The sequence below is a fragment of the Bordetella pseudohinzii genome, from assembly GCF_000657795.2.
Lineage (GTDB): Bacteria > Pseudomonadota > Gammaproteobacteria > Burkholderiales > Burkholderiaceae_B > Bordetella > Bordetella pseudohinzii.
On the sequence record NZ_JHEP02000006.1, the window covers coordinates 25,782 to 49,849 of the forward strand.

At 67.8% G+C, this 24,068-nt stretch carries 23 protein-coding genes; 16 read left to right on the top strand and 7 right to left on the bottom strand.

Features of this window, described 5'->3' with window-relative positions; translation table 11 throughout:
* Position 1 precedes the first annotated feature (1 nt).
* Positions 2-811, top strand: a complete 810-nt coding sequence (locus tag L540_RS09390) for a helix-turn-helix transcriptional regulator (protein ID WP_043210021.1) — start codon at positions 2-4, stop codon at positions 809-811.
* A gap of 10 nt (positions 812-821) precedes the next feature.
* Here the strand turns inward: L540_RS09390 and mutY are convergent, their stop codons facing one another.
* Entirely contained in the window at positions 822-1,895 is a 1,074-nt protein-coding gene (mutY, locus tag L540_RS09395; RefSeq protein ID WP_043210018.1) for an A/G-specific adenine glycosylase, read from the bottom strand.
* A gap of 152 nt (positions 1,896-2,047) precedes the next feature.
* Here mutY and L540_RS09400 point away from each other — a divergent pair, with 152 nt between their 5' ends.
* The gene (locus L540_RS09400; RefSeq protein WP_043210017.1) at positions 2,048-5,644 is read left to right on the top strand and encodes an indolepyruvate ferredoxin oxidoreductase family protein; all 3,597 of its coding nucleotides are present in this window, start codon (positions 2,048-2,050) and stop codon (positions 5,642-5,644) included.
* Between the two features lie 25 nt (positions 5,645-5,669).
* On the opposite strand, the gene cheD is transcribed toward L540_RS09400, so the two are convergent.
* The 3 genes from cheD to L540_RS09415 all read right to left on the bottom strand — a co-directional run bounded on the left by cheD (position 5,670) and on the right by L540_RS09415 (position 8,112).
* Positions 5,670-6,350 carry a chemoreceptor glutamine deamidase CheD gene (cheD, locus tag L540_RS09405; protein WP_043210015.1) on the bottom strand — a complete coding sequence of 227 codons (681 nt, stop codon included), beginning with the start codon at positions 6,348-6,350 and terminating at the stop codon, positions 5,670-5,672.
* 185 nt (positions 6,351-6,535) lie between these two features.
* Entirely contained in the window at positions 6,536-7,444 is a 909-nt protein-coding gene (locus tag L540_RS09410) for a cell division protein FtsX (RefSeq protein ID WP_043210013.1), read from the bottom strand.
* Complete coding sequence (locus L540_RS09415; RefSeq protein ID WP_043210012.1) at positions 7,441-8,112, bottom strand: cell division ATP-binding protein FtsE; 672 nt, start codon at positions 8,110-8,112, stop codon at positions 7,441-7,443. Before L540_RS09415 ends, L540_RS09410 begins: the two co-directional genes overlap by 4 nt.
* A gap of 249 nt (positions 8,113-8,361) precedes the next feature.
* Between L540_RS09415 and L540_RS09420 the strand changes: the two genes are divergently transcribed.
* From L540_RS09420 to L540_RS09445, 6 genes are all read left to right on the top strand, one after another.
* On the top strand, positions 8,362-9,378 hold the full coding sequence (locus L540_RS09420) for an amino acid ABC transporter substrate-binding protein (protein ID WP_043210010.1): 1,017 nt from the start codon (positions 8,362-8,364) through the stop codon (positions 9,376-9,378).
* A gap of 106 nt (positions 9,379-9,484) precedes the next feature.
* Complete coding sequence (locus L540_RS09425; RefSeq protein WP_043210008.1) at positions 9,485-10,675, top strand: amino acid ABC transporter permease; 1,191 nt, start codon at positions 9,485-9,487, stop codon at positions 10,673-10,675.
* 1 nt (position 10,676) lies between these two features.
* A complete protein-coding gene (locus L540_RS09430) occupies positions 10,677-11,777 on the top strand; it encodes an amino acid ABC transporter permease (RefSeq protein WP_043210007.1) in 1,101 nt (366 codons plus the stop codon).
* Positions 11,778-11,829: 52 nt separating this feature from the next.
* Positions 11,830-12,570 (top strand): amino acid ABC transporter ATP-binding protein, encoded by a 741-nt coding sequence (locus L540_RS09435; RefSeq protein WP_043210004.1) that lies wholly within the window; start codon positions 11,830-11,832, stop codon positions 12,568-12,570.
* A 112-nt stretch (positions 12,571-12,682) separates the two neighbouring features.
* A complete protein-coding gene (locus L540_RS09440) occupies positions 12,683-13,699 on the top strand; it encodes a Bug family tripartite tricarboxylate transporter substrate binding protein (RefSeq protein WP_043210003.1) in 1,017 nt (338 codons plus the stop codon).
* A gap of 18 nt (positions 13,700-13,717) precedes the next feature.
* Positions 13,718-14,125, top strand: a complete 408-nt coding sequence (locus L540_RS09445; protein WP_043210000.1) for a CopD family protein — start codon at positions 13,718-13,720, stop codon at positions 14,123-14,125.
* Positions 14,126-14,128: 3 nt separating this feature from the next.
* Here L540_RS09445 and glpK read toward each other — a convergent pair whose 3' ends face one another.
* The gene (gene glpK, locus L540_RS09450) at positions 14,129-15,646 is read right to left on the bottom strand and encodes a glycerol kinase GlpK (protein ID WP_043209998.1); all 1,518 of its coding nucleotides are present in this window, start codon (positions 15,644-15,646) and stop codon (positions 14,129-14,131) included.
* Positions 15,633-17,090: a DHA2 family efflux MFS transporter permease subunit gene (locus L540_RS09455; protein WP_043209995.1), complete on the bottom strand. Its 1,458-nt coding sequence runs from the start codon at positions 17,088-17,090 to the stop codon at positions 15,633-15,635. The genes glpK and L540_RS09455 overlap by 14 nt, the downstream gene beginning before the upstream one ends.
* A gap of 116 nt (positions 17,091-17,206) precedes the next feature.
* On the opposite strand from L540_RS09455, the gene L540_RS09460 reads away from it, so the two are divergent.
* From L540_RS09460 to L540_RS21525, 4 genes are all read left to right on the top strand, one after another.
* A complete protein-coding gene (locus tag L540_RS09460; protein WP_043209993.1) occupies positions 17,207-17,395 on the top strand; it encodes a DUF3460 family protein in 189 nt (62 codons plus the stop codon).
* Positions 17,396-17,417: 22 nt separating this feature from the next.
* Positions 17,418-18,305, top strand: a complete 888-nt coding sequence (locus tag L540_RS09465) for a segregation and condensation protein A (RefSeq protein ID WP_043209991.1) — start codon at positions 17,418-17,420, stop codon at positions 18,303-18,305.
* 15 nt (positions 18,306-18,320) lie between these two features.
* Positions 18,321-19,163, top strand: coding sequence for a pantoate--beta-alanine ligase (gene panC / locus L540_RS09470; protein ID WP_043209990.1), 843 nt, complete (start codon positions 18,321-18,323; stop codon positions 19,161-19,163).
* Between the two features lie 99 nt (positions 19,164-19,262).
* Complete coding sequence (locus tag L540_RS21525; RefSeq protein WP_082149601.1) at positions 19,263-19,595, top strand: response regulator transcription factor; 333 nt, start codon at positions 19,263-19,265, stop codon at positions 19,593-19,595.
* Here L540_RS21525 and L540_RS09475 read toward each other — a convergent pair.
* Complete coding sequence (locus L540_RS09475) at positions 19,513-20,253, bottom strand: copper resistance protein NlpE N-terminal domain-containing protein (RefSeq protein WP_043209988.1); 741 nt, start codon at positions 20,251-20,253, stop codon at positions 19,513-19,515. The two genes, L540_RS21525 and L540_RS09475, sit on opposite strands and share 83 nt — an antisense overlap.
* Before the next feature lie 195 nt (positions 20,254-20,448).
* Here L540_RS09475 and L540_RS09480 point away from each other — a divergent pair, with 195 nt between their 5' ends.
* The 4 genes from L540_RS09480 to L540_RS09495 all read left to right on the top strand — a co-directional run bounded on the left by L540_RS09480 (position 20,449) and on the right by L540_RS09495 (position 24,063).
* A complete protein-coding gene (locus L540_RS09480) occupies positions 20,449-21,198 on the top strand; it encodes a prepilin peptidase (protein ID WP_043209986.1) in 750 nt (249 codons plus the stop codon).
* 11 nt (positions 21,199-21,209) lie between these two features.
* Positions 21,210-21,851, top strand: a complete 642-nt coding sequence (gene coaE / locus L540_RS09485; protein WP_043209984.1) for a dephospho-CoA kinase — start codon at positions 21,210-21,212, stop codon at positions 21,849-21,851.
* A gap of 45 nt (positions 21,852-21,896) precedes the next feature.
* Complete coding sequence (zapD, locus tag L540_RS09490) at positions 21,897-22,649, top strand: cell division protein ZapD (RefSeq protein WP_043209982.1); 753 nt, start codon at positions 21,897-21,899, stop codon at positions 22,647-22,649.
* Between the two features lie 175 nt (positions 22,650-22,824).
* Positions 22,825-24,063: an MdtA/MuxA family multidrug efflux RND transporter periplasmic adaptor subunit gene (locus L540_RS09495; RefSeq protein WP_043209980.1), complete on the top strand. Its 1,239-nt coding sequence runs from the start codon at positions 22,825-22,827 to the stop codon at positions 24,061-24,063.
* Positions 24,064-24,068: the final 5 nt, after the last annotated feature.

Here is a 24,068-nt window from a genome sequence, read left to right on the forward strand (position 1 = left end):
TATGAATAGTGCCACCCCGGGCTCCACCCTGCGCCGCCAGACCCTGGGCGAATTCGTGCGCAATGCGCGCTCGCGCATCACCCCGCAGATGGCCGGGCTGCCGGCCGGCTCGCGCCGCCGCACGCCGGGCCTGCGCCGCGAAGAAGTGGCCCAGCTGTCGGATATCAGCGTCACCTGGTACACCTGGATCGAACAGGGCCGCGAGGTATCGGTCTCGCCGGCGGTCTGGTCGCGCATCGCCAATGTGCTGCAGCTGGCGCGCGCCGAACGGGCCTATCTGTTCGAGCTGGCCGAATGCGCCGACCCCCAGCATCCGCGCGACGAACCCGCCGGGGCGGCGGGCCTGCTGTTGCAGGCCTGCGTGGACGCCGTCTCCGCGCCGGCCTATGTGCTGGACCGGGCCTGGCAGGTGCTGGCCAGCAACCGCGCCATGCGCGAGCTGTTTGATCATTGGCCCGAGCGCGATCCGCAGCCCAATCTGCTGCGCTATATCTTTCTGGATCCGGCCGCCCGCTCGCTGGTGGTGGACTGGGAGCAGCGCGCCCGGCGCGTGGTGGCGGAGTTCCGCGCCGATGCCGGCGCCCATCTGGACGAGCCCGATGTGCGCGGCCTGATCGACGCGCTGGTGCGTTCAAGTCCGGTGTTCGCGCATTGGTGGACCCGCCATGCGGTGGTCGAGCGCGAAGGCGGCCTGCGCGATTTCAACCACCCGGCGCGCGGCCTGCTGCGTTTTCAGCAGGTGACCTTCCGCCTGGCCACCCACCCGGAACTCAAGCTTGTGATGCTGTTGCGCGAACCGGCTCAGGCCTGAACGGCCGCCTTCAGGCGCTCAGCGCCAGCGCGCCGGGCAGGCCGGCCTCGGCCAGGCCGAGCAGCAGTTTGCGGATGGGGGCGGGCAGCGCGACCGCGCCCAGTTCGGCGGCCGGCACCCAGCGTTCGGGCTGGCCGCCCGAGCGCAGGCCGGCGGCGCGCACCGGCACATACCAGGGGCGCACATGCAGGCGGTAATGCGTGAAGGTGTGCGCGAAGGCCGCCAGCGCATAATGCGTCCGCGGCTCCAGGCCCAGCGCCTGGCAGGCCAGCCTGGCGTCGCCCGCGGCGTCGAATTCCGGCAGGCTCCACAATCCGCCCCAGATGCCCGGCGAGGGCCGCTGCTGCAAGAGGATGGCGCCGTCGTGCTCCAGCACCAGCATGGCCGTCTGCCGTTCGGGCACGGCGCGGCGGGCCTTGGGCGTGGGCAGCTCCTGCTGGCGCCCCTCGCGGCGCGCGACACAGGAGTCCGCCACCGGACAGCGGCCGCAATCGGGCTTGCCGCGCGTGCATAGCGTGGCGCCCAGGTCCATCAGGCCCTGGGTGTAGGCCGTCATGTCCAGGCCGGGCACGGCCGCCACCAGGCTGTCGGCCAGCTGCCAGAGTTTCTGTTCGGTGTCGCGCTTGGACGGATCGCCCTCGATGCCGAAGTGGCGCGCGAACACGCGCTTGACGTTGCCGTCCAGGATGGGCGAGCGCTCGCCGTAGGCGAAGGCCGCGATGGCCGCCGCCGTGGAGCGGCCGATGCCGGGCAGGGTGGCGATGCGCTCGGCATCGGGCGGAAAGCGCCCATCCCAGCAGGCCATGATGTCCTGGGCGCAGCGGTGCAGGTTGCGCGCGCGGGCGTAGTAGCCCAGGCCGGCCCAGTAGGGCATGACGTCTTCCTGGCTGGCCGCCGCCAGCGCGCCCACATCGGGAAAGCGCGCCAGGAAGCGCTCGTAATAGGGGATGACCGTGGCGACCTGGGTCTGCTGCAGCATGATTTCCGAGAGCCAGATGCGGTAGGGGTCCCGGGTGTTCTGCCAAGGCAGGCGGTGGCGGCCATGGCGGGCCTGCCAATCGGCGATGAGGGCGGCGAATTCCATGCGGGGATTATCGCATCGCCCTATTGCGGGGACGGTTGGGGACAGGTAAAAAGAGGGAAAACAACAGGCGTAAGCGCCGACGCAGCGATCCGTGTGCCCCACAAGGGCTGTTTCGAGCGCTCGTGTCGGAAATCCACACCAACGGAGTAGACATGAATGCCCCTCTCACGCCCGCGCAGCGCGCGGCGCTTCAGTCCGTGCACCTGGACGACAAATACACCCTGGAAACCGGCCGCGCCTGGATGAGCGGCATCCACGCCCTGGTGCGCCTGCCCATGATGCAGCGCGAGCGCGACGCGCGCGTGGGCCTCAATACCGCCGGCTTCATATCGGGCTATCGGGGCTCCCCCCTGGGCGGGGTGGACCAGAACATGTGGAAGGCGGCCAAGTACCTGAAGGAACATCACATCGAGTTCCAGCCGGGCATCAACGAAGACCTGGCGGCCACCGCCGTCTGGGGCTCGCAGCAGGTCAATCTGTTTCCCGGCGCCAAGTACGACGGCGTGTTCGGCATGTGGTACGGCAAGGGGCCGGGCGTGGACCGCTGCGGCGATGTCTTCAAGCATGCCAATGCCGCGGGCACCTCGCGCCATGGCGGCGTGCTGGTGGTGGCCGGCGATGACCACCCGGCCAAGTCCTCGACGCTGCCGCACCAGAGCGATCACATCCTCAAGGCCTGCATGATCCCGGTGCTGTTTCCGTCCAGCGTCCAGGAGATCCTGGATTTCGGCCTGCACGGCTGGGCCATGAGCCGCTATGCGGGCGTCTGGGTCGGCCTGAAGACCATCACCGACATCGTCGAGGTCTCGGCCTCGGTGGACGTCGACAGCGAGCGCGTGCGCATCCTGCTGCCCGAGGATTTCACGCTGCCGCCCGACGGCCTCAATATCCGCCTGCCCGACACGCCGCTGCAACAGGAAGCGCGGCTGCTGGACTACAAGCTGTACGCGGCGCTGGCCTATGCGCGCGCCAACAAGCTCAACCGCGAACTCTGGAGCGTGCCGCAGGACCGCGCGCGTTTCGGCATCATCACCTCCGGCAAGGCCTATCTCGATACGCGCCAGGCCCTGTCCGACCTGGGCTTGTCCGAAGCCGTCTGCCAGCGCATCGGCCTGCGCTTGTTCAAGGTCGGCATGGTGTGGCCGCTGGAAGCCACTGGCGTGCAGCAGTTCGCCGATGGCCTGGACGAGATCCTGGTGGTCGAAGAAAAGCGCCAGGTCATCGAATACCAGCTCAAGGAAGAGCTGTTTTCCTGGATCGGCACGGGCAAGAAGATCCCGCGCGTGGTCGGCAAGTTCGATGACAAGGACGGCGGCGAGTGGTCGGTGCCGCAGGGCAATTGGCTGCTGCCGGCCCATTACGAGTTTTCGCCCGCCATGGTGGCCAAGGCGGTGGGCGCGCGCCTGCTGCGCCTGGCGCTGCCCGAGGACGTGCGCGCCGGCATCGAGGCGCGGCTGGCCTTCATCGCCGAGCGCGAAAAAGCCCTGTCCAAGCCGCGCCTGGTGGTCGATCGCAAGCCCTGGTTCTGTTCGGGCTGTCCGCATAACACCTCCACCCGCCTGCCCGAGGGCTCGCGGGGGCTGGCCGGCATCGGCTGCCACTATATGGTCACCTGGATGGGCCGCAATACCCAGGTCTTCACGCAGATGGGCGGCGAGGGCGTGCCCTGGCTGGGCCAGGCGCCCTTCACCGAAGAAAAACATGTCTTCGCCAACCTGGGCGACGGCACGTATTTCCATTCGGGCCTGCTGGCCATCCGGGCGGCCGTCGCGGCCAAGACGCCCATCACCTACAAGATCCTCTTCAACGACGCGGTCGCCATGACCGGCGGCCAGCCCGTCGACGGCCCCATCAGCGTGCCCATGATCACGCGGCAGATGGCCGCCGAGGGCATCGAGAAGATCATCGTCGTCACCGACGAACCCGAGAAATACCAGCATGTCGACGGCCTGGCGCCGGGCGTGCCGGTCAAGCATCGCGATGCGCTCGACAGCGTCATGCGCGAACTGCGCGAATACCCCGGCGTCTCCATCCTGGTCTATGACCAGACCTGCGCCACCGAGAAGCGCCGCCGCCGCAAGCGCGGCGCCTATCCGGATCCGGCGCGCCGCGTGGTCATCAACGAGCGCGTCTGCGAAGGCTGCGGCGATTGCTCCGAGAAGTCGCATTGCCTGTCGGTCGAGCCGCTGGAAACGGAGTTCGGCCGCAAGCGCACCATCAACCAGTCGAGCTGCAACAAGGATTTCTCCTGCCTGAAGGGCTTCTGCCCCAGCTTCGTGACGGTCGAAGGCGGCAAGCTGCGCAAGCCGCGCGCCCTGGCCCCGGAAGGCGACATCGCCGCCGGTCTGCCCGCGCCGGGCACGCCCGACATCGCCGGGCACTATGGCGTCTTCATCGCCGGCGTGGGCGGCACCGGGGTCGTCACCATCGGGCAGTTGATCGGCATGGCCGCCCATCTCGAAGGCAAGGGCTGCTCGGTGCTGGACATGGCCGGCCTGGCCCAGAAGGGCGGCGCGGTCTACTCCCATGTGGTGCTGGCGCCCACGCCGGGCGAGCTGATGAATACCCGCGTCGCCATGGGCGAGGCCGACCTGGTGCTGGCCGGCGACCTGGTCGTGGGCACCAGCCAGGAGGCCGTGGCGCGCATGCGCCCCGACCGCACGCGCGCCCTGGTCAATACCGACGTGGCGCCGACCGCCGCTTTCGTCCACAACCCCGACTGGACCCTGCCGGGCTCGGACCTGCAGGGCGACCTGGGCCGCGCCTGCGCGGCGGTGTCCCATATCGACGCGGCGGCGCTGGCCGTCGGCCTGCTGGGCGACGCCATCTATGCCAACCCGCTCATGATGGGCTATGCCTACCAGAAAGGCTGGCTGCCGCTGGGCGAAGCGGCCCTGCTGCGCGCCATCGAGCTCAACGGCCAGCAGGTGCCCAATAACCAGGCCGCCTTTGCCTGGGGCCGGCGCGCCGCCCAGGACCTCGCGGCCGTTCAGGCCCTGATCGGCCTGGCGCCGGCCAGCCAGGAGACGGAAATCGTCGAGGTGCGCCGCGGGGAGCAATCGGTGGTGGATTTCAAGCGTCCGGCCACGGGGCTGGAGCAACTGGTGGCCGTGCGGCGCGATTTCCTCACCGCCTACCAGAACGCCGCCTACGCCAAGCGCTACACCGACCTGGTCGACAAGGTGGCCCAGGCCGAACGCCAGGCCACGGGCGGCACGCGCCTGGCCGAGGCGGTGGCGCACAACTACTTCAAGCTCATGGCCTACAAGGATGAGTACGAGGTCGCGCGGCTCTACAGCGACGGCGAATTCCTCAAGAAGGTCGCGGCGCAGTTCGAAGGCGACTGGAAGCTCAGGTTCTACCTCGCGCCGCCCTTGATGGCCAAGCGCGACAGCCAGGGCCACTTGCAGAAGCGCGCCTATGGCCCCGGCATGCTGCGCGTGTTCTCGCTGCTGGCGCGGCTGCGCTTTTTGCGCGGCACCGCCCTGGACGTCTTCGGCCGCACGGCCGAACGGCGCGCCGAACGCGAGCTGATCCGCGAGTACGCCGAACACATGACGGCCGTCATCGGCAAGCTCAACCGCGGCAATCTGGAGCAGGCCGTGGCGCTGGCCAGCCTGCCCCAGGAGATCCGGGGCTATGGCCATGTCAAGGAAGCCGCGATGGCGCGCGCGGCCGACAAGCGCGAGGCGCTGCTGCGCGAGTTCAGCGCCGCGGTGCTGCCCATCGGCGGGGCGCGCGCGGCCTGAGCGGGCGCCGCCCGCCGGCCCGGGCCTAGGAGGGCAGGCCGGCCGGGCGGCGGCGCGGCATATTGAACATCTCGACCTTCATCTTGGGCGGGTCGAAACGCTCCACGCGGGGCGCCGAGCGCGAGTGGTCCTGCGCCGTCTGGGCGGCCAGCTGCTCGCGGCGGGCGATGACTTCCTCGGCGCGGGCGTGGTGCGGGGCCATCTTGCGCACCAGGACGCGCCCGTCCCGCGGGAAATAATGGATACGGCGCGCATGGACGTCGCCCAGATCCTGGGCGCGCACCGGGATGCCTTCCGTCTTGAGATACTGCAGCACGAACTGGCCGTTGCGCTCGCCGATATTCATCTGCTGCATGGCGCTCAGGACCGCGCCGCCGCCAAAGACCTTGGCCTCCAGGCGTTCGCGCGCCGCGCCGGCCTTGAGCAATTCGTTGATCAGCACTTCCATGGCGAAGGCGCCATAACGCATGGTCGAGGAGGCTGGCGACTGGGCGTCGCCTTCGGGCAGCATGAAATGGTTCATGCCGCCCACCCCGGTCACGGGGTCGCGCACGCAGGCGGCCACACAGGATCCCAGCACGGTGGACAGCATGATGTCTTCGCCGCTGGTGACGAAGTACTCGTTCGGCAGGACCTTGACCGCGGGGCGGTCAAAGGTAATGTCGAAGTAGTGGCGCGAAGCGCGGGCGTCAAGGCGGGCAGGCATAGGGCAGACTCAGCGGGGGGCAGCCGCAAAACCGAGAAAAATTTCAAATTGTTGTTATCGTTCGCAACATTTTGCCGGACAATCGTGATGTTTGTCTTGCATCCGGTCAAATGGCGTGCAAAAAGAAGCGCCCGTCCGGGGACTGTAGTCCCGGGCGGGCGCTTTCTTTCGGGCGATTAAGGGACTTAAAAGCGCGTACTGCGGGTCACTGACCAGCGCGCCGAGAGCGCGCCCAGGATGCCGGCGGCCAGCACCGCCACGGCCAGGGCGGGCAGCTCGGGCAGATGCAGGGCGAATTCGGCGCCGTAGCTGCGCGCCAGGCCCAGCACGGCGTGGTTCAGCGGCACCAGCGCCACGGCCGCCGCGCCGATGGCCAGCAGCGCGGCCAGCGCGCCGGACAGGGCGCCCTGGTACAGGAAGGGCCGGCGCACGAAGGATTCGGTGGCGCCGACCAGGCGGGCCACGGCGATCTCCTCGCGCTGGGTCAGGGCCTGCATGCGCACCGTGTTGAACACGGTGGCCAGCACCACCACGGCCACGCAGACCGCCAGAAAGCCCAGGCCCAGGCGGCCGAAGCGCAGAATGGCCTCCAGGCGCTGCACCCAGGCGCTGTCGAGCTGCACCTGATCGACGTATTGCCACTTGCTCCAGCCATCGGCCAGCGATCCGGCCCGCTGGGCCAGGTCTTCGCCGCCGGCCAGGGTGACGACCACGGCGTCCGGCAGGGGGTTGCCGGGCAGCACGGCCAGGGCTTCTTCCCAGGCGGGGTTCTGGCGCAGGGCCTTCAGGGCCTGGTCGCGCGGCACCTGGCGCACGGCCGCGATCTGGCCGCCGAATTCCCGCCCGATGCGTTCGGTGATGGCCGCGGCCGTGCCGGCGGGCGCGGCCGGCTGGATATAGAGGGTGAGTTCCGGCGTGACGGAAATCTGCCGGGCCAGGGGCTGGACGGAGACCAGCACGGCGCTGCCCAGGAGCGGCAGGGCCAGCACCAGGGCCATGACCAGCAGATTGGCCAGCGAGGAAAAGGGCTGGGCCGCCAGCCGCCTCAGGGTGATGGCCAGCGCATAGCGGTGTTGCCGCAGCCAGGACTTCATGCCGCCTCTCCTTGCGTATCGAGGAACTTGCCGTGGTCGATACGCAGCGTGCGCCGCGTATAGCGCGACATCAGCTGCTGGTCGTGGGAGGCAATCAGGGTGGTGACACCGACCCGGTTGAAATCGCGGAACACATTCATGATGCGCTGGGCGTTGTCATCGTCCAGGTTGGCGGTGGGTTCGTCGGCGATCAGGATGGCCGGCCGGTTGACGATGGCCCGGGCGATGGCCAGGCGCTGCTGCTCGCCGCCGGACAGTTCGATGGGGTTGAGGTCTTCCTTGCCCGCCAGGCCCACCTTATCGAGGGCGGCGCGCGCGCGGGCGGCGGCCGAATCCGAGGCCTGGCCCGTCACCGACAGGGGCAGCATGACATTGGCCAGCGCGCTGCGGTCATAGAGCAGATGGGTGTCCTGCAGGATGACGCTGACCGCGCGCCGCAAATAGGGACGGGCGCGGGCGGAGAGTTTGTCCAGGCGCTGCCCGTGCACCTGGATGGAGCCCCGGGTCGGCGGCTCCAGGCCGGCGATCAGTTTCAGCAAGGTGGATTTGCCCGCGCCCGAAGGCCCGGAAACAAACACGAATTCCCCCGCATCCACGCGGAAGTTGATATCGGCCAGAATGTTCCGGCCGCGCCCATAGGATTTGAATACGTGCTGGAATTCGATCATGGCGAGCAGGCAGATGAAGCCGCAATAGTAACTCCGGCTTCTCTTCGGACGCCAGGAAGGGACGCACCATTCCGGCAAGGAGGGGGGATGGCCCATGGCCCGGGGGGCGGCTAAATACGTCCCCGAAATGAGGAAAAGACGGAAAGGGATTTCCCCCATGTCCCCAAATTTAACCAACCTTTACCATCCGCCCAAGCACGTTGGCCCACCAGGCCGGCGCTTCGATGTCATCCTTACACGGAGATCACCATGAAAGCACTGAAATTGGCCGCCCTGGGCGCCGCTTTGTTCGCCGCAAGCTCGGCGGCCCATGCGGGCGCGACCTTCGATAACGTCAAGAAGAAGGGCTTTGTCCAGTGCGGCGTATCCACCGGCATTCCTGGCTTCTCCATCGCCGACAGCAAGGGCGAATGGAAAGGCATCGACGTCGATATGTGCCGCGCCATCGCGGCGACCATGTTCGGCGACGCCAGCAAGTTCAAGGTCACCCCGCTGAACACGCAGCAGCGCTTCACCGCCCTGCAGTCCGGCGAAATCGATGTCCTGACCCGCAACACCACCGTCACCCTGACGCGCGACACCACGCTGGGCCTGATCGGCGTGGGCGTGAACTACTACGACAGCCAGGGCGTCATGGTCTCCAAGGACCTGGGCGTCAAGAGCGCCAAGGAACTGGGCGGCGCCACCGTCTGCGTGCAGCCGGGCACCACCACCGAGCTCAACCTGGCCGATTGGTTCCGCGGCAACAAGATCGAATTCAAGCCCGTCGTGATCGACAAGTACGACGAAATCGTGCGCGCCTTCTCGGCCGGCCGCTGCGACGCCTTCACGACCGACAAGTCGCAGCTGGCGTCCACCCGCACCACGCTCGAGAACCCGGACAAGTACATCATCCTGCCCGAGGACTTCTCCAAGGAGCCGCTGGGCCCCATGGTGCGCCAGGGCGACGAGCAGTGGTTCAACGTGGTGCGCTGGTCGCTCAACGCCATGCTGGAAGCCGAAGAGTACGGCATCACCTCCAAGAACGTCGACGAGCAGGCCAAGAGCGCCAATCCCAACATCCAGCGCATCCTGGGCGTGACCCCGGGCATGGGCAAGAACCTGGGCGTGGATGACAAGTGGGCGTATAACATCATCAAGCAGGTGGGCAACTACGGCGAAAGCTTTGAAGCCACCCTGGGCAAGGGCGGTCCCATGAAGCTGGAGCGCGGCCTGAATGCTTCCTACAAGCAGGGCGGCCTGATGTACGGCTGGCCGGTGCGCTAAGCACAGGCAGACCGGCCGGGCGCGCAAGGCCCGGCCGAGCCCGTGCGGAGCGGGTAGCATTGGGCGGCCTCCTGCCGCCTTGAATCCGTTATTGGCAGAAGCATCTATGGCGACAACCCAGAAAAACGCCCCGGCCCAGGCTCCGCGACGTCGTCTCAACTGGAATGATCCCGGCGTGCGCGCCGTGGTCTACCAGGTCGTCGCGCTGGTCCTCGTGGCACTGGCCGCCTGGTTCCTGGTGTCCAACACCTTGCACAACCTGGCGGTGCGCAACATCTCCACCGGCTTTGGATTCCTCGGCAGGGAAGCCGGTTTCGCGATCGGGGAAACCCCCATCTCCTACACCCCCGCAGACACTTACGGCCGCGCCATCCTGGTGGGCCTGCTGAACACCCTGCGCGTGGCGGTCATCGGCATCGTGCTGGCCACCCTCCTGGGCACGCTGATCGGCATCGGCCGGCTATCCAAGAACTGGCTGGTCGCCCGGCTGACCTCGATGTACGTCGAGGTCATGCGCAACGTGCCGCTGCTGCTGCAACTCTTCTTCTGGTATGCGCTCATCACCGAGAACATGCCCGGACCCCGCCAGGCGCACCATCCCCTGCCTGGCGTTTTCATTTCCAACCGCGGCATCAAGGTGCCCGAGGCCGTGGGCGCTTCGCTGGATTGGATATTGGCCGGGCTGGCGGTGGCCATCATCGCCACGCTGGCGCTGGGGCATTGGGCCAAGAAGCGCCAGCATGCGACCGGACAGGTCTTCCCGCTGGGCCGCGCGGCCATCGGCCTGCTCATCGTCTGCCCCCTGGCGGGCTGGCTGGTCAGCGGCATGCAGCTGTCCTTGTCCTTGCCGGAACTCAAGGGCTTCAATTTCCAGGGCGGCCTGACGCTGACCCCGGAGTTCGCGGCCCTGCTGGCGGGGCTGGTGATCTACACCTCGGCCTTTGTCGCCGAAGTCGTGCGTTCGGGCATCCAGGCCGTCAACAGCGGCCAGTGGGAGGCGGCCGGCGCGCTGGGCCTGCGGCGTTCGCTGGTGCTGCGCCTGGTCGTGCTGCCGCAGGCGCTGCGCGTGATCATCCCGCCGATGACCAGCCAGTACCTCAACCTCACCAAGAACAGTTCTCTGGCCGTGGCGATCGGCTATCCGGACATCGTGTCGGTGGTCAACACCACGCTGAACCAGACCGGGCAGGCGATCGAGGGCATCCTGATCATCATGGGCGCCTACCTGACCGTCAGCCTGTCGATCTCGATCTTCATGAACTGGTACAACAAGCGCATCGCGCTGGTGGAGCGTTGATATGAGCGGCACTACGCAAACCCCGCGCGCCGACCTGCCGCCGCCGTCCAGCCACGTCGGCGCCTGGCCCTGGCTCAAGACGCGCCTGTTCTCCTCGCCGCTGTCCATCCTGGCGACCATCCTGCTGGCCTGGCTGGTCATCATGACCGTGCCGGCGCTGGTGGAATGGGCCTTCATCCGCGCCAACTTCACGGCCACCTCGGCCCAGGAGTGCCGCGCCTCGGGCGGCGCCTGCTGGGCCTTCATCGCCGAGAAGCACCGGCTCATCCTCTTCGGCACCTATCCCTACGACGAACAATGGCGTCCGCTGATCGCGACCTTCATCCTGATCGCGGTCATCATCATGAGCGGCATGCGCCGCTTCTGGAAGCCCGTCCTGGCGCTGATCTGGGTCGTGGGCCTGACCCTGGTGGCCATCCTGATGTGGGGCGGCATCTTCGGGCTGACCTATGTCGAGAACAGCCGTTGGGGCGGTCTGCCGCTGACGCTCATCCTGTCGACCTTCGGCATCGCCTTCGCCTTCCCGATCGGCGTGCTGCTGGCCCTGGGACGCCGCTCGCGCATGCCGGCCATCAAGGCGCTGTGCGTGGTCTACATCGAGCTGATCCGCGGCGTGCCGCTCATCAGCCTGCTGTTCATGTCCTCGGTGATGCTGCCGCTGTTCCTGCCCGAAGGCTTCACGATAGACAAACTGCTGCGCGCGCAGATCGCCATCATCATGTTCGCGGCGGCCTATATCGCCGAGACGGTGCGCGGCGGGCTGCAGGCCATCCCCAAGGGGCAGTATGAGGGCGCGGACTCGCTGGGCCTGTCGTATTGGCAGAAGATGCGCAAGATCATCCTGCCGCAGGCGCTGAAGATCGTCATCCCGCCGCTGGTCAGCATTTTCATCGCGCTGTTCAAGGACACCTCGCTGGTCGTGATCATCGGCATCTTCGACCTGACGCTGGCGGCCAAGGCGGCGCTGTCGGATGCGGCCTGGCGCGGCTTCGGCGTGGAAGCCTATATCTTCATCGCGCTCATCTACTTCGTCTTCTGCTATTCGATGTCCAAGTACAGCCAGCGGCTGGAGCGCCGCCTGGCGACCGGTCATCAACGATAGAAACGCGCCGGCCGACCTCGCGGCGGCCGGTCTCTTTTTCAGGAGTACAGGCATGTCCAATGCCATCATCCGCCTGCAGGACGTCAATAAGTGGTACGGCCAGTTCCACGTCCTGCGCAATATCAACCTGGACGTGGAGCCTGGCGAGCGCATCGTGATCTGCGGCCCTTCGGGATCGGGCAAATCGACCATGATCCGCTGCATCAACCGGCTCGAAGAGCACCAGCAGGGCAAGATCGTGGTCGACGGCACCGAGCTGACCAACGACCTCAAGCACATCGAAACCATCCGCAAGGATGTCGGCATGGTGTTCCAGCATTTCAACCTCTTCCCGCACCTGACCGTGCTGGAGAACCTGACGCTGGGGCCGGTCTGGGTCTTGAAGAAATCGCGCGCCGAGGCCGAGGCCACCGCCATGAAATACCTGGAGCGCGTGCGCATCCCGGACCAGGCCCATAAATTCCCGGGCCAGCTCTCCGGCGGCCAGCAGCAGCGCGTGGCCATCGCGCGTTCGCTGTGCATGAGCCCCAAGATCATGCTCTTTGACGAGCCGACCTCGGCGCTGGACCCCGAGATGGTCAAGGAAGTGCTGGACGTGATGGTCAGCCTGGCGCAGGAAAGCGGCATGACCATGCTCTGCGTGACCCACGAAATGGGCTTCGCGCGCAAGGTGGCCAATCGCGTCATCTTCATGGACCGCGGCGAGATCATCGAAGAGAACACGCCCGACGAGTTCTTCGACAAGCCGCAGAACGAGCGCACCAAGCTTTTTCTCAGCCAGATTCTGCATTGAAGCGGCACGCGGCCGGGCATGGCCGCGGCTGCCGCGACAGGGGGGGCTGCGTTATGCTACGGGCCACGCTGAAACATACGCACACATAACACCCCCTGTCCGGAGACTTTCCATGACTCGTTCTCTCGTGTCCGCCACGCGCCGCGCGCTGGTCGGCGGCGCCCTGGCCCTGGCGGCCGGTCTTTCCCTGATGGCCGCGCCCGCCGCCGCCCAGACCGAATTTCCGAGCAAGCCGCTGCGTTTCATCGTGCCCTATCCGCCCGGCGGCCCGCTGGACACCATGGCCCGCCTGCTGGCCGAGAAGGTGCGCGATGCGCTGGGCCAGCCCGTGGTGGTCGAGAACAAGGCCGGCGCGGGCGGCAATATCGGCGCCGACCTGGTCGCCAAGGCCGCGCCCGACGGCTACACCCTGGTCATGGGCGCGGTGGCCACGCATGCCATCAACCCCTTCCTGTTCGCCAACCTGCCCTACGATCCCATCAAGGACTTCGCGCCCATCACCATCGTGGCCTCGGTGCCCAATGTGCTGGTCATGAACCTGGAATTCGCGCAGAAGAACAAGATCAACAGCGTGGCGGACCTGATCGACTACGCCAAGAAGAATCCCGGCCGCCTGAACTATGGCTCGGGCGGCAATGGCAGCGCTGGCCATCTGTCCGGCGAACTGCTCAAGGCCCGGGCCGGCATCGCCGCCGAGCACATCCCCTACCAGGGCGCCGCGCCGGCCCAGCTGGCGCTGCTGTCGGGCCAATCGGATTTCATGTTCGACAACCTGGCCGCCTCGGCCCCGCTCATCAAGGACGGCAAGGTCAAGGCGCTGGCGGTCACGACGGCCAAGCGCTCCTCGCTGCTGCCAGATGTCCCCACCGTCGAGGAATCGGGCGTCAAGGGCTTTGACCTGGGCACCTGGTTCGGCGTGTTCGCCCCGGGCGGCACGCCGGCCGCGGTGGTCGCCAAGCTCAACAAGGCCTATGGCGATGCGCTGCGCCTGCCGGACGTGCGCCAGCGCCTGCTGACCATGGGTTCCGAACAGGAGCCGATGAGCGCCGACCAGTTCGCCGCCTTCGTCAAGGCCGAGAAAGACAAATACCAGGAGATCGTCAAGATCTCGGGCGCCAGCCTGAACTGACCCCGCCCCTGCCGGACCATGCTGTATACCGTCCTCAAGCTGCTGCACGTGCTGGCGATCACGGTCTGGATCCTGGGGCTGCTCTGGCTGTCCTCCAGCACCGGGTTCTCGGCCGCCGCGCCGGCCGGCTTGCGCCGGCTGGCGCGCTGGAACCACAGGCTGGTGCTGCCGGCCATGGCGCTGACCTGGTGCTTCGGCCTGGCCATGGGGGGAATGGTGGGATGGTTTGGCCAGCTGTGGCTGGACGTCAAGATGGGCCTGGTGGCGCTGTTGACCCTGCTGCAGCTGTGGCAGACCCGCGTCTTGTCGCGCCTGATCGCCGATGCGGACTACCGCGCGCCGGGCTGGATGGGTTTGTCCGGCGCCGCGGTTTTCCTGCTGACGGCGCTGGCCGTCACCCTGGCCGTGGCCAAGCCCTTTTTCTGAGGTTCAGGCCGCGGGCTGAGTCCAGTGCTTGGCCAGCTCGACGGCCTGGCGCCAGCGCTGCATGCGCGCCTGCCGCACATCGTCCGGCCAGCGCGGCTCGAAGCGGCGTTCGGCCTGCCATTGGCCGGCGAATTCTTCCTGGTTGCTCCAGATGCCGACCGCCAGGCCGGCCAGGCCGGCCGCGCCGAGCGCGGTGGATTCGGCCACCCGGGGGCGCACGACCGGCACGCCCAGCAGGTCGGCTTGCATCTGCATCAAGAGGTCATTGCGGGCGGCGCCGCCGTCGACGCGCAGCTCGGAGAGCGGGATGCCGCTGTCGGCATTCATGCAGGCCAGCAATTCGGCGCTTTGCAGGGCGATGGATTCCAGCGTGGCGCGGGCGATGTGGGCGCGGGTGGTGCCGCGGGTCAGGCCCACCAGCGTGCCCCGCGCATAGGGGTCCCAGTGCGGCGCGCCCAGGCCGGCGAAGGCCGGCACCATGAAGACGTCGTCGGTGTCGGCCACGCTGGCGGCCAGCGGTTCGATGTCCTCGGCATGCTGGATGATGCCCAGGCCGTCGCGCAGCCATTGCACGGCCGCGCCGGCCACGAAGACGCCGCCTTCCAGCATATAGGTGGCGCGCCAGCCTTGCGGGGCGGGCAGGCCCCAGCCCACGGTGGACAGCAGGTGGTTGCGCGAGGCGACCGGCGACTCGCCCACATTCATGAGCATGAAGCAGCCCGTGCCATAGGTGTTCTTGGCCATGCCGGGCGTGAAGCAGGCCTGGCCGAAGGTGGCCGCCTGCTGGTCGCCCGCCACCCCGGCAATGGGAACCGGGCCGCCCAGCCATTCGGGCTGCGCATGGCCGATGACGGCGCTGCTGGGCGCGATCCGGGGCAGCACCGAGCGCGGGATGTTCAACAGCGCCAGGATGTCGTCGTTCCAGTCCTGGGTGTGCAGGTCGAACAGCAGGGTGCGCGAGGCATTGCTGGGGTCGGTGCTGTGCACCGCGCCGCCGGTCAGTTGCCAGACCAGCCAGGTGTCGACCGTGCCGAAGGCCAGTTCGCCGCGCTCGGCGGCCTGGCGCGCGCCCGGGACATGCTCCAGCAGCCAGGCCAGCTTGGTGCCCGAAAAATAGGCGTCCACGACCAGCCCGGTGCGCGCCTGGAGCCAGTCGGCATGGCCGTCGCGGCGCAACTGTTCGCACAGCGGCGCGGTGCGGCGGTCCTGCCACACGATGGCGCGCGCCAGGGGGCGGCCGGTGGCGCGCTCCCAGAGCAGGGTGGTTTCGCGCTGGTTGGTGATGCCGATGGCGGCCAGGTCGGCCGCGCTCACGCCCGCGTTGCGCAAGGCCTCGCGCGCGACTTCGAGCTGGCTGGTCCAGATTTCGCCGGCGTCGTGCTCGACCCAGCCCGGCCGCGGATAGTATTGGCGGAACTCGCGCTGGCCCACGCCGCGCAGCCCGCCCTTGCGGTCGAACACGATGGCGCGGGAACTGGTCGTGCCCTGGTCGAGGGCGAGCACATAATCACTCGTCGTCACGTTGCACCTTGTTCCGGTTGAGTTGGGCCCCGGCGTCGGGCGCCAGGCGGCGGAAAGACAGCGTCGATAGCGCGCACAGCACGCCGATGGTGATGAAGGCGACGACGACATCGGACACGGCCAGGCGGTCGGCGCCGCGCGCCATCATGCTCAGGTTCAGGGTGATGGCCGCCACGCCCACGCCCAGGCTGATGCCCAGCTGCTGGGCCATGGCGGCGAAGCTGCTGGCCCGGCTCATCTTCTCGGGCGGGATGTCGGCGTATGACAGGGTGTTGACCCCCGTGAACTGCAGCGAGCGGAAAAAGCCGCCGATCAGCAGGATCAGGATCATCAGCCAGACCGGGGTGTCCGGCGTGAAGAAGGCGCAGCACATGATGAACAGGCCGGTCAGCACCGCATTGACCGTGAGCACGCGGCGGAAACCGAAGTGCTGCACGATGGGGGTGGCGACGAATTTCATCAGCAGGGCGCCGGCGGCGCTGGCGAAGGTGATCATGCCGGCCGAGAAGGGCGACAGGCCGAAGCCGACCTGCAGCATCATGGCCAGCAGGAAGGGCACGGCGCCCACGGCGAAGCGGCAGAGATTGCCGCCCAGGGTGGAAATGGCGAAGGTCGGGATGCGCAGCAGCGACAGGTCCAGGATGGGGTGCTCGATGCGCTTGGCGTGCCAGACATAGAGCAGGCCGCAGGCCAGGCCGCCCGCCAGCAGCAGGGCCAGCAGGGCGGGGCTGAGCAGGCCGTGGCCCAGGGCCTCGAAGCCGCTGACCAGGCCAGCCAGGCAGACCGCGCTCAGGATGAAGCCGACGGCGTCCAGGCGCGGCGCGTTCTCGATGCGGATTTCCTCGACGAAGTGCAGCACCAGGTAGATGCCGATGATGCCGATGGGCACGTTGATCAGGAAGATCCAGTGCCAGGACATATAAGTGACCATGAAGCCGCCCAGCGGCGGCCCGATGACCGGGCCCAGCAAGGCCGGGATGGACAGGAAGGACATGGCCTTGAGCAGGTCCTGCTTGGGCACGGTCCGCAGCAGGATCACCCGGCCCACCGGCACCATCATGGCGCCGGCGATGCCCTGCACCACCCGGGCGATCACCAGCTGCGCCAGGTCCTGGGACAGGGCGCAGGCCACCGAGCTCAGGGCGAACAGGGCGATGGCGCCGACGAAGACGCGGCGCGCGCCGAAGCGGTCGGCGGCCCAGCCGCTGATGGGCACGAAGACGGCGACCGCCAGCAGATACGAGGTGATGGCGACATTGAGCCGCACCGGCGTGGAGCCCAGCGCGGCCGCCATGGCCGGCAGGGCCGTGGCCACGACGGTCGAGTCCAGCATCTGCATGAACAGGGCGCAGCCGACAATGAAGGGGATCATGCGCGCCGCTCGCGCGGCCTTGGGATCGGTCAGGGAAGACGAGGCGGCGGCTGAGGCGGGTTCGGCGGACATGGGCGGCGGGGGCGGGGGCGGGTGTGCCGATCGATTGTAACGCCGCCGGAGGCGGCGCCCCGGCCGGGCTACAGTACACTATGTGCCATCCCGTAAACCTTTTTGCTAGCTTCGCCATGGCCAAGAATTACGAATCCGAGATCACCCTGTTCCTGAAGGACTACAAGGCCAAGCACCCCGGCACCGAAGAGCGCCAGCGCGAAGGCCGCGCCCGTCTTTGGGACAAGCCGCAGGACACCGAACTGCTGGAAGGATTCCGCTCGGCCCGCGTGCCCCAGAAGCCCTACGTCTACCAGGCCGACTGAGCCTGGATCGCGGCGGGCGCGAATGTCACAGAACACGATGATCCCGGGCGACGACATCCAGGCGCTGGTGCAGCCGCCGGTCGACAGCACGCCCGACACCGTCGACAGCGTGGCTTTCGCCCGTCTCTACGGCGAGCCGCTGTTCCAGCTGCCCACGGACCTCTATATCCCGCCCGACGCGCTGGAGGTCTTTCTGGAGGCCTTCGAGGGCCCGCTGGACCTCCTGCTCTACCTGATCCGCAAGCAGAACTTCAATGTGCTGGACATCCCCATGGCGGATGTCACGCGCCAGTATCTCTCCTATGTGGAGCAGATCCGCACGCACAACCTGGAGCTGGCCGCCGAGTATCTGCTCATGGCGGCCATGCTGATCGAGATCAAGTCGCGCATGCTCTTGCCCGTCAAGAAGAGCGACACCGGCGAAGAGCCCGAGGATCCGCGCGCCGAGCTGGTGCGCCGCCTGCTCGAGTACGAACAGATGAAGCTGGCCGCGCAGCGCCTGGATGCCCTGCCCCAGCTGGGCCGCGATTTCCAGCGCGCCCAGGGCGTGGCCGAGATCAGCGTCGAGCGCATGATGCCCGAGGTCAGCCTCGAGGACCTGCGCAGCGCCTGGGCCGACATCATCAAGCGCGCGCGCCTGAACCAGCACCATCACATCACCCGCGAACAGCTGTCCGTGCGCGACCACATGACCCACATCCTGCGGCGCCTGAACGATGTGCGCTTCATGGAGTTCACCGATCTCTTCCTGGAGCGCATCACCGAAGGCGCGCCCGTGGCGGTGGTGGTGGTGCATTTCATTGCCATGCTGGAGCTCGCGCGCGAGTCCTTGCTGGATATCACCCAGGCCGAGCCCTATGCGCCGATCTACGTGCGCCTGGCTTACACCAGCGTGACGGCCGCGGCCTAGACTCCGGAGAGTTTCTTGAAAGTCGTCCACACCATCCAGGACCTGCGCGACCATTTGCGCGGGCAGAACCGCATCGCCTTCGTGCCCACCATGGGCAATCTCCATGAAGGCCACCTGGCGCTCATGAAACTGGCGCGCCAGCATGGCGATCCGGTCGTCACCAGCATCTTCGTCAATCGCCTGCAGTTCGGCCCCAGCGAGGACTTCGACCGCTACCCGCGCACCCTGCAGGCCGATGTCGAGAAGATGGAGCGCGAGCGCGACGTCTATATGGTGTTCGCGCCGGACGAGCGCGAGATGTACCCGGAGCCGCAGAACTACCGCGTGCAGCCGCCCGATGACCTGGGCGACATCCTGGAGGGCGAGTTCCGCCCGGGTTTCTTCCAGGGCGTGTGCACGGTCGTGCTCAAGCTGCTGTCCTGCGTGCAGCCGCGCGTAGCCGTATTCGGCAAAAAGGATTATCAGCAGCTGATGATCGTGCGCGCCATGTGCCGCCAGTTCCAGCTGCCGGTGGAGATCCTGGCGCATGAAACCGTGCGCTCCTCCGACGGCCTGGCGCTGTCTTCGCGCAACCGCTATCTGTCGGCCGAAGAGCGCACCGAGGCGCCGCGCCTCTATGCCGCGCTGGGCGCGCTGCGCCAGCGCGTGCTGGACGGCGCGCGCGATGTCGCCGCGCTGGAGCAGGAAGCCTCGGCCGGGCTGTCCGGCCATGGCTGGAAAGTCGATTACGTGTCGCTGCGCCGGCAGCGCGACCTCAAGGCGCCCACGCCGGCCGATTTCGAGGCCCGCGAGCCCCTGGTGGTGCTGGCCGCGGCCAAGCTGGGCGCGACCCGGCTGATCGACAACCTCGAAATCTAGAGACTGTCGCAAAACCGCTCCGGCCTCGGAAGAATCAGATGGCCGGGGCGCATCCCGGATGACAGACTGCGCTGCAACACAGGATTGCAGGCGGTTTTCATGTGCGCTGATGTTTCTTTGGGTTCCGCGCTTACGCCGCGTGAGCGCCAAGTCCTGGCCTATCTGGCGCGCGGCCGGGCCAACAAAGTCATTGCGATCGAACTGGGCATCTCCATGCGCACCGTGGAAGCGCACCGGGCGCGGATTTTCCGCAAGCTCGGGGTGCGCAATGCGCTGGAGCTGGTCTGCCGGCTATGCCCGTACCGGCCGGCGCTGGCCGAGCCGGCGCCGGCCTGCCTGGGCGGGGGGCTTATTGCCCGCAGCGCGGCGCCGGCTGCTTGTCCAGTTCGGACACCGGGTCGAGATCCGGCTGGCGGGTCAGGGTGTAGTTGAGATTGGGCGTCTTGCCGTTGACCGAGCGCACGCGCAGGGTGTTGTTCACCGGCACCGAGAAATCCGCCCGCACGTTGCCGCCGCGGTCCATCAGCAGCACGCGCGGCGGGCGTTCTTGCAGCGCATCCCAGCAGCCTTGCTCGAACAGGGGTTTGCCGGCGTTGGGATGGCCCTCGAGATAGGCGATGCGGGCGCGCCACTGGCCGGTGGGCGCCAGAGTGAGCGTCACGCGCTGCGCTTCGCAGTTCAGTTCGGCGTTCAGGCAGGGCAGGGTGCCCTGGTAGGTCTGGGCCTGGGGCACCAGCGCGCGCGCCGCCGTCGAGGCCGCGGGGGCGGGGGCCTCGCCGGCGCCGCTGTTGCTGTCGTTGTCCGGGGCCGCCACGCCTTCTTCGTTGCTGGCCGTGGCCTGCTGCACATTCTGCTGGCGGCCGGGCTGGCGCGGCTTGAGTTCGATCTGCAGCTGCGAGGGCGCATGCACCACGCTGCGGTAGCCCGCGCCCTGGGCCTGGGACTGCGCATCGGTGACCGTGCTCTCGGCCGGCGGGTTGTAATAGCCATCGCTGCGCTGCTGCGCGCAGCCTGCCATGAGTGCCGCGGCCAACAGGGCACCGGCCAGGGGGAGAGGGCGGATTCGGGGAGCGAATGTGAGGGCGGCCATGGCAGCGTGTCCGGAATTTGTTGGTCTGTCCTGATTTTACGCACGATTGCAGTGATTCGATACGTCGGCGCCCGGCGGCGAGTGGCTTTGACAACGCTTTGTGCCCATAAACGGCGTCTCCAACGTTGTTCCGTCCGATACACTGCGACAGTGCAAGCGTCTCCCTTCAACGGCTCGTTTCACAAGGCAGCGCGCATGTCTCTCTCCGTGGTCTACCTTTTGGCTGCGCTAGCGGGGCTGGCGCTGGGCGGCTGGGTGACGGTGCTCAGCCACTATCTGCCCGCCCATCTGCGGCGCGCATGGCGCGGCCGGCCGGCGCGCGCCGCCTTGCCGCCGCAGGCGCGCCAGCGCGCCTGGCCATGGATAGGCTGGTATCTTGCCTCGCGCGGCGGCGCGGGGCGCCGCGGCCCGGCCTGGCGCGCGCCCTGGCCTGAGCTGCTGCTGGCGGCGCTGTTCATGGCCTGCGTCTGGCGTTTCGGCGCCAGCTGGCTGGCGGTGTGCGCGATGGTCTATTGCCTGGCGCTGGTGCTGATGGCCTGGGTGGATCGCCGCAGTTGCATCCTGCCCGACATCCTCACCTTGCCCTTTCTGTGGGCCGGCCTGCTGGTGAACCTGGACGGGGCTTTGACGCCTTTGCCGCAAGCGGTGCTGGGGGCGGTGTTCGGTTATGGTGTGCTCTGGGTCTTCTATCATGGCTTCAAGCGCTGCACCGGGCTGGAAGGCATGGGCTATGGCGACTTCAAGCTGACCGCCGCGCTGGGCGCCTGGCTGGGCGTGGGCGTGCTGGCGCCGCTCTTGCTGCTGGCCGCGTTGGCCGGCGTGGTGGCGGGGCTGGCGGCGCGGCTGCGCGGCGGGCCGGACCGGCCGCGGCCGTTCGCGCCTTTTCTCGCGATGGCCGGCGTGGCGGCGCTGCTGTGGCCGCCGAATTGGGGTGGTCTGTTCTGAACGGAAAAGAGATGCTGAAGATTGGTTTGACCGGCGGCATAGGCTCGGGCAAGACCCGCGTGGCCGATATGCTGGGGCAATGGGGGGCCTGCGTCATCGACACGGACGCCATCGCCCACGCCCTCACGCAGCCGGGCGGGCTGGCCATGCCCGCCATCATCGAGGCCTTTGGCGCGCCGGCCGCGCGCGCCGATGGCGCCATGGACCGCGATTGGATGCGCGCCCTGGTGTTTCGCGAGCCCGAGGCGCGGGCGCGGCTGGAGGCCATCCTGCATCCGCTGATCGGCCGGCAGACGCGCGCCGCGGCCGATCGCGCCCAGGGCAGCTATGTGGTTTTCGTCGTGCCGCTGCTGGTGGAGTCGGGACGCTGGCGCCAGCAAGTCGACCGCATATGCGTGGTCGATTGCGATCCCGAGACCCAGATCGCCCGGGTCCAGGCCCGCAGCGGGCTGACGGAGTCCGACATCCGGCGTATCATGGCGGCACAGGCCGCGCGAACAACCCGGCTGGAGGCCGCCGATGATGTCATCGTCAACGACGGCGCCACCACGCCAGAGGCCTTGCTTGCGCGGACAAGAAGTCTGCACGAACGCTATCTTGCATTGGCGTATGCGCAGGACCGGCCCGGAAATCCCGCGGCCGGCAATCCTTGACCAACCTCGGCCTCGCGGCCGATACAAGACGGGCCTGTAGCCAGCGTGATTCTGTACGAATACCCCTTCAATGAACGCATCCGGGCCTATCTGCGGCTGGAGTATCTCTTCGACCGCCTGGCCTTTTTCGCGCGCGAGGGCGATGCCCGCCAGCACCAGGTCGCCGTCACTTCGCTGTTCGACATCCTGGACGCCTGCGAACGCACGGACATGAAGGGGGCGGTGCTGCAGGACCTGGAGCGCCAGCGCATGACCTTGAACGGTCTGCGCGACCATCCCAGCGTCGATCCCGACGCCCTGGACGCCATGCTGGGCGAGCTTGAGCGGGTGTTCGCCGCCCTGTCGGTGGTCGGCAAGACCGGGCAGGGCCTGCGCGAAAACGAATGGCTGGGCAGCCTGCGCGGCCGGCTGGCCGTGCCGGGCGGCGCCACCCAGGTCGACATGCCTTCCTACTATGCCTGGCAGAACAAGCCCGAGGCCGTGCGCGTGGCGGACCTGCAAAACTGGATGCAGCCCTTCCAGCCGCTGCAAGAAGGCCTGAGCCTGGCCTTGCGCCTGCTGCGCGAGGCCGGCCGGCGCAATGACGCCTTGGCCGAGCAGGGCGCCTACCAGCAGATGCTGGGCGGCAAGACCTTCCAGCTGTTGCGCGTCTGGGTGGATCCCGAGACGGGCTGCTTTCCGGAAATCAGCGCCAACAAATACATGGTCTGGATACGTTTTTCCACCCAGGATGGCGATCTCAAGCCCCAGCAAGTGGGGCGGGACATCGGCTTCAAGATGTCTTTGTGCGCTTCCTGAGCGCCGGGCCGATTTCGTCTTCTGCCGCCATATAACGGGGACGTATTATTTCTCCCCGGGGGAAGATGTTGCGCGGGATTTCAGAGAGGCGTCAGAACCCTGACGTTAGGCGCGGGTCTGAGGGAGAATAGCCGCTCCCGTCCCTTCTTTATCTCTCGCATCCTGGGCCCGTCCTATGCAAGCATCCTCCCCCACCGCCTCGCGCCGCCGCCGTTGGATCGGCATCGCGCTTGTCGTCGTCGTTCTGGCCGCGGTGGCCTGGGTCGTGCTCAAGCCGGGCAAGCCGGGCGGCCGCCTGGGGCGCGGCGGGCCGGGCGGGCCGGCGGCGCTGATGAACATGGCCATACCTGTCAAGGTGGCCGAGGCGCGCGCCCAGGATATCGAGATCGTGCTGCGCGCCCTGGGGACGGTCACCGCCTACAACACGGTCACGGTGCGGCCCCAGGTCAGCGGCGAGCTGGTGCGGGTCGCTTTCACCGAAGGCCAGATGGTCAAGGCCGGCGATCTGCTGGCCCAGGTCGATCCGCGCCCCTTCGAGGTGGCCCTGGCCCAGGCCCAGGGCCAGCAGCAGCAGAACCTGGCCCAGCTGGAGAATGCCCGGCGCGACCTGCAGCGCTACCAGACGCTGTTCAAGCAGGATTCCATCGCCCGGCAGCAGCTCGATACCCAGGCGGCGCTGGTGCGCCAGTACGAGGGCTCGGTCAAGAGCGACCAGGCCGCCGTCGACAGCGCCAAACTGAACCTCACCTATGCGCGCATCACCGCGCCCATCAGCGGCAGGCTGGGCCTGCGCCAGGTGGACCAGGGCAACCTGGTGTCCAGCAGCGATGCCAACGGCCTGGTCGTCATCACCCAGACCCAGCCCATCTCGGTGATGTTCACGCTGCCGGAGACGCAGCTGCAGCAGGTGCTGGAGCAGGTCCGCGCCGGCAAGACGCTGACGGTCGAGGCCTATGACCGCGCCGATACGCAGCGCATTGCCTCGGGGGTGCTGGAGACCATCGACAACCAGATCGATGTGTCCACGGGCACGGTCAAGCTCAAGGCGCGTTTCGATAACGCCGACCAGCGCCTGTTTCCGAATCAGTTCGTCAACGTGCATCTGCTGGTCGAGACCCGCGGCGGCGTGACCGCCATCCCGACGGCCGCCGTGCAGCAGGGATCGGTGGGCGCCTTCGTGTTCCAGGTCCAGGCCGACGACACCGTGGCGGTCAAGCCGCTGAAGCTGGGCGCGGTCAATGCCGGCTGGGTGGCGGTCAACGAGGGCCTGGCGCCGGGCGACCGCGTCGTCACCGAAGGCACCGACCGCCTGCGCGCCGGCTCCAAGGTCCAGGTGACGGCGCCAGGCGCGCCAGCCGCGCCGGCCGTCCAGCCCGCGGCCGCGTCCGGCGGCCGCCGGCATGCCGCCAGGTAAGCGGC